The following is a 14,174-nucleotide window of genomic DNA, read 5'->3' on the forward strand; positions in this document are numbered from 1 at the left end:
GGGAGTCCCGCCCCGGCTGCCAATGAGGGAGGGCTGGCCGGTATAGGGGTGCCCTAGAGCCTTGAACCACCGCTCAGCAGCCCTCGCCCTGGCCGCCCTCGCCGCCTCGGCTGCCGCCCTCGCCCTGCTAGCAGGCTTCGCCACCACCCAGAGCCCGCTGAGCAGCTTCTACGCGGTGGGCTGCGCGCAGGCGCCCAACGAGCCCATAAGCCTCCAGCAGCTCGGCAGCATAACCATAGCCCCAGCCTCCGGGGCCGAGGGCTCTCTCGAGGAGCCCGAGTGGCTCAAGATAACAAGGCACAGTGATGTCGACTATGTGAAGCTGGAGCTGAGCCTGGAGAACGCGGATCAGCTGCGCCGGCTCCTAGACTACCTAAGCATAGAGGTTAGGGAGGCATACCAGGTCTTCGAGGGCAACGTGACGACGGATCAGCCGTACTGTAAGAGGGCTCCTCAGGATGAGTGGCCGCACCTCTCCTGGGCCATAGACGGCCACGGGAAGGATATAGCCGAGAAGCTTAAGCACGTCCTGCGGGGCCACGTGCAGAAGGGAATAGACGTCGATGCCGCGGTGCAGGACATACTCAGCAGAGTCTCCTACGCCACCATAACCCTAGCCTACCGCAACTACACCTACAACGGCACCCTATACCTGGCCCCGGGCAACGGCACAGCAATCAACGAGACCCTCCACGAGATAGCCCGCCACCTGGTCCGGGGAAGCGGGATAGTGGTCCACACGCCCTACGCTGACGGTAGAGGCTTCCACCACGTAGTGATTGAGGCCGACACGCAGCCCCCAACACTGTTCTTCGACTCCGCGGATTACGGCATAATAGTGGGCAACGGTACGAGCGGCCACAGGCCCGCGTCCGCTCTCAACTTCACCCTGCGGCTAGACTTCTACGATAGCTCCGGCAACTGGCTGTTCGCCATATGGTGGGACACGATCTACTACAGCTATGCCGGCGGCCGCTTTAACAACTGGGCCTCGTACGAGTATCTCAGCGTCGCCCGGCCGGTCCTCAAGCTGGGCAACGTTAGGGCCGTGCTCAGCCTGGGTAAGCCCAGCGCAGTGGTCGCTGTGGACGGGGACTCCTGGCTCTACGATGGAGGCCGGGCGGCGGTCCTGGGCGCCCGGGTGTACTACGAGGCTAGGGAGGGCGTGCTCTTCGACAGCGTGCCCCTGGTGATCAACGCCAGGGTGGTTGAGACGGGCTAGCCTCCTGGGCGCCTAGCCTCTCTCCACCCCCGCGTCCAGGGTCTCCGTCCTCGCCGGCCTGAGAATGCATCCACGCAGAAGCTCCGGGAGCTTCTCGAGGACCACCCGCGCCCCGGGGGTTAGGGGCAGCTGGAGGGCCTCCCGGTAGGGGAAGAACCTGGCATCCGCGGCGTCGCTCCCGCCCCGGGGCTCGCCGCCCCGGTACCTCATCAGCACGTCCATTATGACGTAGTGCTCGGGGCCCACGGGGCCCATGGCCAGCAGCTCGTGGATATGCACCACCCCCAGGGGCTCTGCGTCCACCCCGGTCTCCTCCATGAGCTCCCTCCGGGCCGCCTCCAGCACGGTCTCCCCGGGCTCCAGGTGGCCCCCGGGGAAGCTCCAGAGCCCAGGGAAGGGCGGGTAGCGGCGCTTCACGAGGAGCACCCTGAGCCCCGCCCCCTGCCCGAGGGCCACTATCGCGCCCACGCCCACCACTGGGCCGTGGAGCCCACCCCTCCTGGACAAGCCCGGCCGGCACCCCAGGGGTGTGTAAACCGGGGGCCCAGGGGCTCTTAGACCGTGGCCCCTCGACGCCCCTGGGGCGCCACTACTCCTCGAGGGGCTCGGCCCCCAGCACCTCCCTGGCCACCTCGTCCACCTCCCCGCCGCGGGCCTCCCTGAACCTCCTCGAGAGCAGCTCCTGGGCCTGCCTGTAGGCCCTCTCCAGCCTCTCGAAGGGTATGTATATCAGCTCCCCGCCGCCCGTCTCCAGGAAGACCACGAAGCGCCTACGGGGATAGTCGACCGCCACGTGGAGGCACGGCGGCTCCTCGCACTCGTAGCTCATCCGGCCTCCCGGGGGGCTCCCCCGGGGCCCCGGCGCTATAAACCGGGGGCCCGGGGGCGCCGGTGTGGGGGTGCCATTTGCCCGTCCTGCGGGTCAGGGCTGCGGGCCTAGAGCTGGAGCACCCGGTTATGAATGCAAGCGGCATCCTGGGCTCCAGGCCTGAGGCGCTGGAGAGGCTCGCGCGCGCCGGCTCCGCGGCGCTGGTCACGAAGTCCTTCACCCGCGAGCCGCGGAGCGGCTACCCGACGCCGATAGCCGTGCCCATCCCCCAGGGCCTGCTCAACGCCGTGGGGCTCTCGAACCCGGGGCTCGAGGCGCTCCCAGGGCTCCTGGAGAGGATCCGGGGGCTGGGCAAGCCGGTGATCGTCAGCATAGCTGGCTCCACCCCGGAGGAGTTCGCCGAGATAGCGGCCGCTGCCGAGGAGGCGGGCGCGGCGGCGGTGGAGCTGAACCTCAGCTGCCCCCACGCGAGGGGAAGGGGCCTCGAGATAGGCATGGACCCCGTCGCGGTCAGGGAGGTGGCCGGCGCCGCCGCCTCCACGGTGACCATACCGGTGCTCGCCAAGCTCGGCGTGGTGGATAGGCTCGTGGAGGTTGCCGGCAAGGCGCTCGAGGCAGGGGCGAGGGGCCTGGTGCTCATAAACACCATACGGGCCATGGCTATCGACGTCTACGCCATGAAGCCCGTCCTGGGTCACGGCGTGGGCGGGCTCTCGGGCCCCGCCATCCACCCCGTGGCGGTGCGCGCGGTCTACGAGGTCTACCGGGAGTACAGGACCGACATAATAGGGGTGGGCGGGGTCGAGGACTGGCGCACAGCGGCGGAGATGATCCTAGCCGGCGCCCGGGCGGTACAGGTTGGCACCGCGGTAATAACCAGAGGCGAGACAGTCATAAGCGAGATAGTACAAGGGCTCCAGAAGTACCTCCAGGAAGTAGGCGCCACGAGCATCCAAGACGTTGTGGGAGCAGCCCACAAAAACTAGCACAGCAAAAAGAAGAGCAAGCATAACAGGCATATTAACACGCGTAGCATATTACCAGAATGGGTCATGATTAGATAGTTTTTATTTCCCCGAAGTCGCCCTCATTTACATGACCCGTGAAGGGTCTGGTGAGGCGTATGAGGTACACGAGCCTGGCTCTAGCCGGCCTCGTCGCCTCGGCTGCCGCCCTCGCCCTGCTAGCAGGCTTCGCCACCACCCAGAGCCCGCTGAGCAGCTTCTACGCGGTGGGTGGCGCGCAGGCGCCCAACGAGCCCGTCACCATAACCAGCAACCTCAGCGGCATATCGCCCGCCGCCGGCGCGCAGGGCGATGCCGACATAGGCACTGTGACGGTGAAGGCCGGCAGCAACGTGAACGTTGTGAAGATAAGGGCCACCCTCGCCAACGCCGAGCAGCTGAAGAAGTACTTCGACTACCTGGAGATAACCATAGCCAACGACAACGGCGAGGCTAAGGCCATGGTGAGCCTGGAGAAGCCCAGCGCCGTCATAGTGCTCGACCAGAACGACATAGGCGGTGACAACCAGGCGACGCTGAGCTTCCACGCCTACTACGAGGTCAAGGAGGGCATGCTGTTCGACAGCATGCCGGTGATCTTCAACTTCCAGGTGCTCAGCACCAGCTAAGGCGCGGGGGCGGCAGCCTCCAGAAGCCAAACCCCATCCTTTTACCCCCTACACTTGGCTCCTAACATTCCTCGCCACTCTCACCTCCCTTGTGGAGACTCCTGGCCTCTAATCCACATCTCCGTCTTGCCGGACTTCTCCCGAGCTTCCTCGTTTAATGCATATAAATGTGTTAGAGGTCTTTCAAGCCGTTTCTTATCTACCGGGTTGTCGTGGCGGATGCCGGGCTGGTCGGGGGCCTGGCCGTAGTGCTGAAATATCCCCGGTCCGCTCCATCGCGTTAGTACTGGGGCCTGCAGACGGGCCCGTAGCTCAGCCCGGCGGAGCGCCCGGCTGATAACCGGGAGGTCGGGGGTTCGAATCCCCCCGGGCCCACCACCTCCTCCGGCCCCGGAGGGACGGGGCCTGCTGCTCTTCCATCTGGTTCTCCTGCCGGCTCCCTCTTTAGGGGCTGGTTCTTTAGGGGCTGGTGTCTTCCTTCCCCGCGGCGCTGTTCTAAGGGGTGCGTGGGCGGGATGGCCGGGTTCTACGAGTATTATCTTGGCTGGGCTGGGCCTGCCCGGCGCGCCTATTCCTCTGGGGTGGCGCTGCAGCTGCCCCAGGGCTATGCCAGGGCCGGGGAGGTGGTGGTCTGTGGCATGGGTGGTAGCGGTGCTGCTGGCGACTATCTCGCCGCCCTGTCGGCCCGGTATGGCGGGCTCCCGGTCTACGTTGTGAAGTCGGCTGAGCCGCCGGCGTGGGTGCGGGGGAGCCTTGTCTATGCGGTGAGCTTCTCGGGTAACACTAGGGAGACGCTGAGCTGTGCCTCGCGCGCCTATAGGCTCGGCGGCCTGGTAGTCGCGGTCACCACTGGTGGGAGGCTGGCCTCCTGGGCACGGAGCGTGGGGGCGCCGGTGGCGCTGGTGGAGGAGGCTCCTGCCCCGCGGGCGGGGTGGCCGCAGCTCTTCTACACGCTGCTGGGCAGCCTGAAGGCGGCTGGGTTGATCCAGGTGCCCGAGAGCCATGTGGAGGAGTCTCTGCAGCTTCTCGGGGAGCGTGAGAGGGCTGAGGCCGAGGCCGGGGAGCTTGTGGCGTGGCTCCGGGAGAGCCGGGGGAGGCTGGCGGTTCTGGCGCCAGAGCCCTACTACCCGGTGGCGGTGAGGGCTGTGAGCGAGCTCGCCGAGAATGCTAAGACCTCCGCTGTGGCTATGCAGGTGCCGGAGGCGGGGCATAACCTTCTCGAGGCGCTGGCGAGGGATGGTGACTCCAGGCTACTCCTCATAGACCCTGGGGAGGAGCCGTGGAGCACTCTCCTCCATGAATTCGCGGGCCTCGCGAGGCCCGCCAGCATACATGTGGCTAGGCTGCAGGGCGGGAGCCCGCTCTCCAGGATGGTGTGGGGCACCTGGCTGGCGGGCCTGGCCTCTGTCCGCCTAGCGCTGGAGGAGGGCCTGGAGCCGGAGCCAGTGAAGACTATCAAGGCTTTCCGCCGCGTGGTGGAGGAGACTAGCGGCTGGGATGCCCACAGCTAGCCCCAGGCCGCCGCGCCCTCCAGGCCCCCGGGATTGCAAGGGGTAATTTTTAATAGAGCTTGGCCGGCCCGTCCCCGGCATGGAGGTGGGTGCTATGGCTAGCGAGTACCTCTCCAAGCTGAAGGACCTGATAAAGCCCAAGGCCCAGGAGAAGGGGATAAAGGTGATGGTTGTTGGCTCGACCATGAAGCTCGTCAAGGACGGCAACACCGTGATGAACATCGCCGACAAGGGCGAGATAGTTGAGCTGAGCTTCAAGGGCAAGAAGTACACCTACGACAAGTGGTACACCAAGCCCGAGCACCTCGCGGCGACGATAACCAGGACCCTCGACGTCCAGCTCTAGGATGGGGCCTTGGGCCGCCCTCTGGGCGGAGCAGCACCGGCCGGTTTTTAGCCCCCGGGGGCAGGGGAGGGCAGAGGACCCTAGGGCTACGAGCCCCCGCCGCCCTGGTCCTCGTAGCAGTAGTGCTTCCGGGCCTCCTCCAGGCTTATCCTCCCCTCGGCTAGGTCGCGCTCGACCAGCTCCCTGGGCCTGGCGCAGGGGTCGCCATAGCCCCCGCCGCCTGGGGTCTCGATGTAGATAGTGTCGCCCCTACTCAGCACCAGGGTTGTCTTAGAGGCCAGCTCCAGCCTCTCGCCGCTCCCCCTCACGAGGAGGGCGCGGAAGGGGGCGCCGGGGCCGCCGCCCTCCAGGCCCCAGGGCCTGGTCCTCGAGCGCTCCGCATACACTGTCGCCACCACCCCATCCTCGAGGACGGTTATCGCGCGTACAACCCCCAGGCCGCCCCTCCAGCGGCCCGGGCCCCCGCTCCCTGGCCTCAGCTCGTACCTCCTGAAGCGCAGTGGATACTCCGCCTCCGCCACCTCCACCGGGGTGTTGAGGGTGTTGGTCATGTTGGTCTGGACCCCGTCGACCCCGTCGCAGCAGGGCCTAGCGCCAGCGCCGCAGCCTATGGTTTCGTAGAACACCCAGCCTCTCCCGGCGAGTATCAGGTTGCTCATCGTCCCGCAGCTTGCCGCCGGCACCCTGCCCGGGAACGCCTCGGCGAGGGCCCGGAGCACGACGTCCGCTATCCTCTGGGAGGTCTCCACGTTGCCCCCGCCGACCGGGGCCGGCGGCCTGGGGTTCACCAGGGTGCCCTCGGGCGCGTGGATCTCGGCGACGCGGTAGAAGCCGCTGTTCATGGGCATATCGGGGTCGAGCACGGTCTTCAGGGCGTAGGTTGTAGCTGCCACTGTGACCCCGTAGACGGCGTTGAGGGGCTCCTCGACCTGGGGGCTGGTGCCGGAGAAGTCTACCCTCACCCTTGACCTGGTGACCTCGAGCCGGGCCCGTATCCGGAGCAGCCTGCCGGAGGCGGTCTCGAGGCCGTCCTCCGCCTCGTAGACTCCCCCGCCGTGCTCCTCCACGAGGCGGGCCAGCACGCTGCGGGTGTAGCGCTCAGTATAGCCGAGTATCTCCCTCCAGGCCTCCAGCAGCGTGCCGGTGCCGTAGCGGCCCGCGAGCTCCCTTATCCTCTCGGCGCCCCTCCTCAGCGCGGCCAGTTGTGCCATCGCGTCGCCCCTCACCCTCCCCGGCTCCCTGACGTTGGCCTCCAGGAGCCGGAGCACGTCCCAGCGGACACGGCCCGCCTCCACCAGCTTGACCGGCGGGACCACGAGGCCCTCGTCCCTGAGGCTCCTGGCCCCGGGGCCTATGCCCCCGGGCACGCAGCCCCCCACGTCCACGTAGTGGGCCTTGCACGCGACGTAGGCCGCCAGCCTCCCGCCGGCGTGGACGGGCGCCAGCATCATGACGTCGTTGATGTGAGTGCCGGTGAGGTACGGGTCGTTGGACACCACCACGTCCCCGGGGCCGGGCTCGACGCCGAGCCTCTCCAGCTCCCCGAGCACCGCCCTGGCGCCGACGGGCATGCTGCCCAGGTGGACGGGTATGTGCTCCGCCTGCGCCACCAGCTCGCCCTCGGGGCTGAGGACCGCGCAGGAGAAGTCCAGCCGGTCCCGTATATTCGGGCTCATTGACGCGTTGCGGAGCACAACCCCCATCTCCTCGGCGGCCGCTATAGCGGCGTGCCTCACCACCTCCACGGTAACCCGGTCGACCATCCCCGCCACCCCTCCTAGACCCTCTCGATGTGGAGCGCGTAGAGCCCATCCACCCGGGCAGCGTGGCCCGGCGGCACCAGGACGGTGGAGTCCTCCTCCTCGACCACCGCGGGGCCCGTGATCTCGGCCCCAGGCCTCAGGAGGGGCCTCCAGTACACCGGGGCCTCAACCCAGCCCGCCTCCTCGAAGTAGACGCGCCTCCGCCCCCGCGGCTCTGGCCGGTGGGGCCTCGGCTCCCCCTGCGGCAGCCTGGGCTTCCCCGTCCTCCCGTAGGCGGTGAGCCGGGCCGCGACTATGAAGACCGGCGCCTCCCGGAGCCTGTAGCCGTACCGGGCCTCGTGGAGCCGGTGGAACTCCTCCACCGCCTCGCCCAGGCTGCCGCGGTAGGGGACCGTGATGCTGTAGGCCTGGCCCATGTACCTCATCTCCAGGCTCCTTGTCATCACTATCTTGTTGCCCGGCACGCCCTCCGCCCTGAGCATTGCCAGGGCCTTCTCCGCGAGGCTCTCGAACACCCTGTCGAGCTCCTCCTCGGAGACCTCGCCGGCGGCCCTCGCCACAGCCGCGTGGAGGTCGTGCCGGTAGTCGGTGAGCAGGAGCCCGAGGGCGGAGAAGACGCCGGGCATCGGCGGGACCACGACCCTCTCCATCCCCAGCTCCCCCGCCAGCTCAGCCGCGTGGAGGGGCCCGGCGCCCCCATAGGCGTAGAGGGTGAAGCGCCGGGGGTCGTAGCCCCTCTCCACGGTCACTATCCGGAGCGCCCTCGCCATAATAGTGTTGGCTATCCTAACCACCGCCGCCGCTGCCTCGACCAGGTCCATGCCCAGCTTCTCCCCGAGCCCCGTGAGAGCCTCCAGCGCCAGGTCCCTGCGGAGCCGGAGGACGCCGCCGGCGAGGGCCTCGGGGAGCCTCCCGAGGACGAGCTGCGCGTCCGTAACCGTCGGCTCCCTCCCGCCCCGGCCGTAGCAGGCCGGCCCCGGGTCGGAGCCCGCGCTCACCGGGCCCACGCGGAGCGCGCCCCCCGCGTCGACCCAGGCGATGCTGCCCCCGCCCGCGCTGACCTCCACGAGGTCTATGAAGGGGTAGCGTACCGGGTACCCGGAGCCCCTCAGCTTCCTCCCCATGTGGGCCCTGCCGCCGACCTCGTACTCGCCCACCACGAGCGGCTCCCCGCCCACCACGGCGACAGCCTTCGCCGTGGTGCCGCCCATATCGAAGCCCACGGCGTGCTCGACCCCCATCAGCCTGGAGAAGTAGGCCGCCGCGACCGCGCCGGCGGCGGGCCCGCTCTCGATGAACGCCGCGGGCCTCTCGACAGCCTGCTCGACCCCGGCCACCCCGCCGCTGCTCTGCATGACCAGGAGCGTCCCCCGGAACCCGCGGCGCCGCAGCTCCTCCAGGAGCCTGGCCAGGTAGCCGGAGAGCAGCGGCCGGAGCAGCGCGTTCACCACAGCGGTGCTGGCCCTCTCGTACTCGCGGGCGCAGGGTCTACCTCATGGCTCGCCACCACCTCGGCGCCGGGGCACTCCTTTAGGATAATCCTCTTCGCCTCCTCCTCGTGCCCCGGGTTGGCGTAGCTATGGAGGAACGAGACGACGAACACCCTGGCTCGGCCGCACCACTCCCTCGCGATCCTCCTGACGGCCTCCCCGTCGAGGGGCTCTATCTCTTCCCCGCGGGGCCCTACCCGGCCCCTGACGGTCAGCCTCCGCTCCCTGGGCACGAGGGGCCTGGGCCGCTGGAAGAAGGGGTCGTAGAGGGTGGGGCGGGCCTGCCTGCCCAGCTCCAGCACGTCCCGGAAGCCTTCATTGGTCACGAGGACTGCCTCCGGCGGCTCCAGCCCCTCCTGGCCCAGGAACATGTTGGTGCCAAGGGTGGAGGCGTGGACTATGACCTCCACTGTGTCGAGGCTCCAGCCGAGCATCGCGAGGGCGTTCAGCACGCCCCTCCACGGCTCCCTCGGGGTGGTGAGGGTCTTGAGGCTCACAACCCTCCCCAACTCCTCGTCGAAGGCTACGAGGTCGGTGAAGGTGCCCCCGATGTCAACCCCTATCCTCCTCAAGGCCCGGGCCGGCACCCCAGAGGGGCTGCGGCGCCGCCGGCCTAATACCAGGGCCCCCCGGGGGGCTTAGCCGGCGCGCGTCCTGGGCAGGGCACGGTAGCCCTCCACAAGCCTCTGGGCGAAGGTCGTCCACGCTAGGACGGCTAGCAGGCTGTAGAGGTACACGGCCACCCCCACGCCCAGGGCGGCGTGGACCAGGAGCACGAGCAGCTGCGCCACCACCCGGTCGCTCCTCTCGAGGAGCCCCGTCCCCTCCATGCTCCCGCCCGCCAGCGACTCGTAGCGGGCGCGGGCGTAGCTGGTCAGGAGCGCCCCGGTGAGGAAGGCGAGCACCGCCCAGGCGGGGTAGCCCAGCTCCATGAAGCCGGCGGCGTACACCGTGTCCTCCACGCGGTCCAGGAGGCTGTCGAGGTAGGCCCCCCGCGGCCCCGCCTCGCCGCGCAGCCTTGCCACCGCGCCGTCGAGCGCGTCCAGGAGCCCGCTCACCGCGAGGAGGAGCACGGCGAGCAGGGGGCTCCCCGCGGCCGCGGCGGCGAGGTAGGCCAGGGAGGCAGCCAGGCCCAGCAGCGTGTAGACGTCACCCGGCAGCGAGGCCAGGGGCCTGGCCGCCGCCTCCACGAAGCCCTTTATCCTCCCACGTAGCCTGCCCATCAAGGCTCCCGGCCGCCCCGGCTACTCGTGAGCCATGTCCAGGCCTGCGAGGAGCGCCTTGAGGGTATCGGCCTCGGGGTCCCCCTCGGGGAGCGTAGCCCTGGCTATGATCTCCCTGTAGACCAGCTCGGCCAGGCCCCTGCGGAGCCTCGCCTTCTCGTGGGCCAGGACCACTGGGAGCGGGTGGCTCTGGCCGGGCAGGGTCAGTCCGTGGGCGGCCGCGGCCAGCCTCTCCATGACGGCGTGGGGGTCGCCGCCCTCGGGGACCGGCGCCTCCAGCCGGTATGGCCGGAGCGTGTAGGGGGAGACGGTGTAGCTCGCGTAGATCCTCAGCCCCCTGCGGCGGTAGCAGCGGTAGACGTCCCTGGGGATGCTGGAGGCCTCCAGGGGCTCGGTGTAGAAGGGCCTGCCCAGCCTGGAACGGGCCGCGGCCGCGAGCGCGGCGGCCAGCTCCTCGTCCCCCATGCCGGGCAGCCCGGCTGCGCTCCGGAGCCTGGAGGCGAGGAGCCGGACCCTGCCGATCCTCTTCACCACGCCGGCGGCGAGGTGGCCCCGCTCGAGCAGGGCCGCCACCACGGCTGCCCGGGCGCAGTGGTAGCCCTCCACCAGCCGGAGGGCCTCGGAGGGATCAACCCCCAGGAGCCCTGCCACCGCCCGCGCCGAGGCGGCCGGGTCGAGCCTGGAGGGCGGGTCGGCCACCGGCCCGTCGATAAACACAACGCCGGGCTCCATGCACTCCAGCCTGGAGAGGGCGAGGGTCTCCAGCACCATCTGGGCGGCCTCCGCCGCGGCCTCGGCGGCGGCGCCGGTGGGGTCGAGGATCTCGACCACCTCGGCCCCCGGGTAGAGGATGACCGGGCTCCTCGACGCGATGCCCTCGGGGAGGCCTACCACCACGGCGGAGAGGAGCGCGTAGTAGCTGCCCATGCCCCCGCCCACCAGCTGCCGGGAGCCGTCCGCCCCGTAGCTCCTCGCGGACGGCTCAGGCTCCGGCGCCTCGCGGATGAGGCCGCGGCTGAGCGCCTCCCGGAGAGCCTCCACCCCGGCCTCGCGGAGCCTCTGGTAGATGTCCCGCCTCTCCCTCGCCCTCTGCAGCGCCTTCTCCAGCAGCCTCTGGACCAGCGCGGGCTCGCTCCTCTCCAGGTCCATCATCTCCCTGGCCTTCCTGGCCAGGGGCTCTGGGAGGCCCCAGCTGCTAGCCACTACCACCACCCCCGTATAGGCGGCGGAGCGTCTCAACTACCCTGGTCCTCCCCATTGCGTGGCCCACGCTCCTCCTCCCGGTCCGGACCAGGGCGGGGAAGCCCAGCATGTTCATCTGCCCCGTCACCACCGCCACGCCGCGGGGGAGCCTGGTGAGCCTCCTCTCGAGCCCCGCTGGGAGCCCCCCGGCCGCCCGGGAGACGTAGGCCACGTCCTCGACGGGGAGCCTGTAGATGATCCACGTGTTGAGCATCGAGAGGACCACGGGGTCCACGAAGACCGGGCGCTGGCTCACCAGCACCAGGCTGAGGCCGAACTTCCTCCCCTGCGTGGCTATGAGGGAGAGGTAGTCCCTCGCCAGGCTCCAGGCCACCGGGTAGCTGCGGGGGTTGGGCGCGTAGTTCTGCGCCTCCTCCAGGACCAGGACCAGGTAGCGCTCCTCGCCCCTGGTCTTGTAGCCCGTGAACTGCTTGTAGAGGAGCCTGGCCAGGTACGCGACCACCAGCTGGCGGACAGGCAGCGGCACTCCCGGTGCGCCCTCAGCGGAGAAGTCTAGTATGGCGAGCCCCGGCTCCCGAGTCAGGGTGTCCACGAAGCCCGGGTCCAGGCTCGGCCTCCCGGAGATCACCCGGTAGCCCTCGACTATGTCGCGGTGGAACTTCTCCACTGCGGCGCGGACAGCCCTCGCTGTCTGGGCGTGGATGGGCGCGCCCCTCCCCGTGCTGAGATCCTCCAGGGTCTCGTAGACGAGGCCCACCCTGGACGTGAGGAGCTCCGTGAACCCGTAGCCCATTGCCTCCAGCTCCCGGAGCGCCCTCTCCAGCGCCGAGACCTGGAGCTCGTTGAGCTCCACGCCCCCCGTCTTGTAGGTTATTATGAACTCCGCCAGCTCCCTGGCGGTGAAGCCGTCGAGGCTTATCGTTATCGGCAGGGTGTAGGGCCGGTACCTCGCCGGGCTCCCGGGGAACACGAGCCTGTAGACCCTCCTGTAGGCCCCCACCTTCCTGCCGGAGGCGTAGGCCTCGTGGTAGTCCATGTAGTCCCCGTTGGCGTCCACTACTATTGCCGGGAGGGCGCCCTCGAGGCCGCCGCCGAGGGGGATTCTGGAGAGCAGCTCGAGGAGGTAGCCCACCCCGTAGCTCTTCCCGCTCCCCGTCTCGCCGAACACGCCGACATGCATGGTTATGTTCTCCACGTCGAGGGGGAGGCCTAGGCCCTGGTAGCCGAGCAGCTCACCGAACCACACCACCCCTGGCTCCTCCTCGCCGAGGCCCAGTGCCTCTCTCAGCTCCCCCGGTCCCAGGAGCCGGACACGGTCGCCGGGGAGGGGCGGTGCTTGCAGCTCCTCCAGCCCCCGGTCCCCGGGGCGGCCGAGCACCGTCGCCTCGGCCACCGTGTAGCGGCGGGCCGCCTCCTCTAGCAGGGGCGGCTCGAGGCCACGGCGCCTAGCCTCGCTCCAGAGGTCGCCCTCGAGGTAGAACTCGTTGACGGGGACTATCCTGTCTATCCTCGCCAGGGCCCTGTCCTCGCCCCTCCGGGCCTCCACCAACACCAGGAGGCCCTCGCGGGCCAGCCTCTCCCCCTCGAGGGTGAGCTGTATCTTCAGGGTCTCCGTTGTGGAGCCGCTGAGCACCACTCCTATCGGCTTCAAGGCTTATGCCCATCCCCGGCTTATCCTGGGCGGGGCCCTAGCTATATCCGCCCGGGGCCGCTGCCCGGGAAGGGGCTGCGGAGAGGTAGAAGGGGGAGGGGAGGCACGGAGCTGTTGACGCCCAGCATTGGGGGCTGGTGCCCGGGGCGCTGCGAGGCCCAGGAGATAGACAGTGGCGTGTACATGCTCAGGATCGCCGACTATAGGGTCAAGTTCTTCGACTCTGTCTGGGAGGTCCCGGAAGGGGTAACCTACAACGCCTACCTGGTGGCCGGGCCGGAGAAGCTGGTCCTCGTTGGGCTCGCGGAGAGGAGGCATGCCGCGGCGCTGCTGGAGCTGCTCCGGAGAGCCGCCGGGCCCCGGGACCTGGATGCGGTTGTCCTCCAGCACACCTCCCACCTGGCCGCGGCCGAGCACCTGCTCCGGGAGGCTGGCGGCGTGAGGCTCTACACCCTCCCAGGGCTCGGGGAGCCGCCGGGCCTCAGGGCGGCCGTGCTGGAGCCCGGGGAGGGCATCAGCCTCGGGGGCGGCTGGAGGCTCTTCCTGCCGACGGGGCAGCCGCCCTGGCCCGGAGGCATCCTAGTGCTGGAGCCCCACGGCCTGGTGTTTACCGGCGACCTGTTCTCCGGCTACTCCACGCCCCCCATAATGGTTGACCGCGAGGACGTGGAGCTGTTCAGCTACTACACCTACTTTATGAGGAAGTACTTCGCCACTGTCATAGGGCCCTACAGGGGTAGGCTCCAGAGGCTGCTGGAGAAGCTGGCTGCCCTCGGCCCCAGGCTGCTGGCACCTCTCCACGGCCTGGCGCTGGAGGCCCGGGCCGCGGAGGCGCTGCAGCTCTACACTGGCTGGGCCCGGGGCAGGCTGGACCCGGGCAAGGCTGTCGCGGTCTACCTCGACCTGGACTCGGGCCCGGTGGCCGAGGCGGTTGAGAGGCTCGCCGAGGCCCTGGAGGAGAAGGACGTGGATGTCGCTGTTTACGGGTTCACCGAGACCCGGCGGCCCAACATCTCGGAGATCCTGGGCGACGCTGTCGACGCCGCCTACATAGTCATGGGCTTCGGCCGGCCCTGGGACGGGGGAGCGCCGCCGCCCCTCTCATTCCTCGTCAACCTCCTCTGCAGCCACGCCGCCTCCAGGCAGAGGCTGCTCATCCTCCACGGCCCCGGCGCCACGTCGCCCGCGGCCCTTCTCGCGGCCAGGCTCCAGGCCTGCGGCATGGAGGCTCTGGGGGCTCTGGAGCCCCGGGGAGACTGGCTCCACCGGGCCCTGGGGAAGCTGCTATCCGGGCCAGGCTAGC

The 14,174-nt window shown here is 69.3% G+C and carries 14 protein-coding genes and 1 tRNA gene; 7 read left to right on the forward strand and 8 right to left on the reverse strand.

The window, feature by feature from the left end; all coding sequences use genetic code 11:
- The first annotated feature begins 61 nt into the window (after positions 1-61).
- Positions 62-1,222, forward strand: coding sequence for a hypothetical protein (locus tag CF15_RS06950; RefSeq protein ID WP_058371139.1), 1,161 nt, complete (start codon positions 62-64; stop codon positions 1,220-1,222).
- Positions 1,223-1,234: 12 nt separating this feature from the next.
- Here the strand turns inward: CF15_RS06950 and CF15_RS06955 are convergent, their stop codons facing one another.
- The gene (locus CF15_RS06955; protein ID WP_058371140.1) at positions 1,235-1,729 is read right to left on the reverse strand and encodes an NUDIX hydrolase; all 495 of its coding nucleotides are present in this window, start codon (positions 1,727-1,729) and stop codon (positions 1,235-1,237) included.
- An 82-nt stretch (positions 1,730-1,811) separates the two neighbouring features.
- A complete protein-coding gene (locus CF15_RS06960) occupies positions 1,812-2,051 on the reverse strand; it encodes a hypothetical protein (RefSeq protein WP_058371141.1) in 240 nt (79 codons plus the stop codon).
- Between the two features lie 77 nt (positions 2,052-2,128).
- Here CF15_RS06960 and pyrD point away from each other — a divergent pair, with 77 nt between their 5' ends.
- From pyrD to CF15_RS06985, 5 genes are all read left to right on the forward strand, one after another.
- Positions 2,129-3,037 (forward strand): dihydroorotate dehydrogenase PyrD, encoded by a 909-nt coding sequence (pyrD, locus tag CF15_RS06965; protein WP_168371327.1) that lies wholly within the window; start codon positions 2,129-2,131, stop codon positions 3,035-3,037.
- Between the two features lie 116 nt (positions 3,038-3,153).
- Positions 3,154-3,684, forward strand: a complete 531-nt coding sequence (locus tag CF15_RS06970; protein WP_168371328.1) for a hypothetical protein — start codon at positions 3,154-3,156, stop codon at positions 3,682-3,684.
- Positions 3,685-3,985: 301 nt separating this feature from the next.
- A tRNA-Ile gene (locus tag CF15_RS06975) sits at positions 3,986-4,062 on the forward strand.
- A gap of 137 nt (positions 4,063-4,199) precedes the next feature.
- Positions 4,200-5,195 carry an SIS domain-containing protein gene (locus CF15_RS06980; RefSeq protein WP_058371143.1) on the forward strand — a complete coding sequence of 332 codons (996 nt, stop codon included), beginning with the start codon at positions 4,200-4,202 and terminating at the stop codon, positions 5,193-5,195.
- Between the two features lie 94 nt (positions 5,196-5,289).
- A complete protein-coding gene (locus CF15_RS06985) occupies positions 5,290-5,541 on the forward strand; it encodes a hypothetical protein (protein ID WP_058371445.1) in 252 nt (83 codons plus the stop codon).
- Positions 5,542-5,627: 86 nt separating this feature from the next.
- Here the strand turns inward: CF15_RS06985 and CF15_RS06990 are convergent, their stop codons facing one another.
- The 6 genes from CF15_RS06990 to CF15_RS07010 form a co-directional block, all read right to left on the reverse strand.
- A complete protein-coding gene (locus CF15_RS06990) occupies positions 5,628-7,304 on the reverse strand; it encodes a hydantoinase B/oxoprolinase family protein (protein ID WP_058371144.1) in 1,677 nt (558 codons plus the stop codon).
- Between the two features lie 14 nt (positions 7,305-7,318).
- Positions 7,319-8,752, reverse strand: a complete 1,434-nt coding sequence (locus tag CF15_RS06995; RefSeq protein WP_236698169.1) for a hydantoinase/oxoprolinase family protein — start codon at positions 8,750-8,752, stop codon at positions 7,319-7,321.
- On the reverse strand, positions 8,749-9,366 hold the full coding sequence (locus CF15_RS09195) for a hydantoinase/oxoprolinase N-terminal domain-containing protein (RefSeq protein WP_236698170.1): 618 nt from the start codon (positions 9,364-9,366) through the stop codon (positions 8,749-8,751). Before CF15_RS09195 ends, CF15_RS06995 begins: the two co-directional genes overlap by 4 nt.
- 66 nt (positions 9,367-9,432) lie before the next feature.
- Complete coding sequence (locus CF15_RS07000; protein ID WP_236698204.1) at positions 9,433-10,017, reverse strand: CDP-alcohol phosphatidyltransferase family protein; 585 nt, start codon at positions 10,015-10,017, stop codon at positions 9,433-9,435.
- A 21-nt stretch (positions 10,018-10,038) separates the two neighbouring features.
- Positions 10,039-11,256 (reverse strand): DNA double-strand break repair nuclease NurA, encoded by a 1,218-nt coding sequence (locus tag CF15_RS07005; RefSeq protein ID WP_058371146.1) that lies wholly within the window; start codon positions 11,254-11,256, stop codon positions 10,039-10,041.
- A complete protein-coding gene (locus tag CF15_RS07010) occupies positions 11,213-12,871 on the reverse strand; it encodes an ATP-binding protein (protein WP_058371147.1) in 1,659 nt (552 codons plus the stop codon). Before CF15_RS07010 ends, CF15_RS07005 begins: the two co-directional genes overlap by 44 nt.
- A gap of 114 nt (positions 12,872-12,985) precedes the next feature.
- Between CF15_RS07010 and CF15_RS07015 the strand changes: the two genes are divergently transcribed.
- On the forward strand, positions 12,986-14,173 hold the full coding sequence (locus tag CF15_RS07015) for an MBL fold metallo-hydrolase (protein ID WP_058371148.1): 1,188 nt from the start codon (positions 12,986-12,988) through the stop codon (positions 14,171-14,173).
- Position 14,174 lies beyond the last annotated feature (1 nt).

This window comes from Pyrodictium occultum (assembly GCF_001462395.1).
GTDB classification, from domain to species: Archaea; Thermoproteota; Thermoprotei_A; order Sulfolobales; family Pyrodictiaceae; genus Pyrodictium; species Pyrodictium occultum.

Excerpts from the sequence above, each read along its gene's own strand:
- CF15_RS06960 (WP_058371141.1), bottom strand. The coding sequence starts at position 2,051 with ATGAGCTACGAGTGCGAGGAGCCGCCGTGCCTCCACGTGGCGGTCGAC.
- CF15_RS06980 (WP_058371143.1), top strand. The coding sequence starts at position 4,200 with ATGGCCGGGTTCTACGAGTATTATCTTGGCTGGGCTGGGCCTGCCCGG.
- CF15_RS06985 (WP_058371445.1), top strand. The coding sequence starts at position 5,290 with ATGGCTAGCGAGTACCTCTCCAAGCTGAAGGACCTGATAAAGCCCAAG.
- CF15_RS06990 (WP_058371144.1), bottom strand. The coding sequence starts at position 7,304 with ATGGTCGACCGGGTTACCGTGGAGGTGGTGAGGCACGCCGCTATAGCG.
- CF15_RS07000 (WP_236698204.1), bottom strand. The coding sequence starts at position 10,017 with ATGGGCAGGCTACGTGGGAGGATAAAGGGCTTCGTGGAGGCGGCGGCC.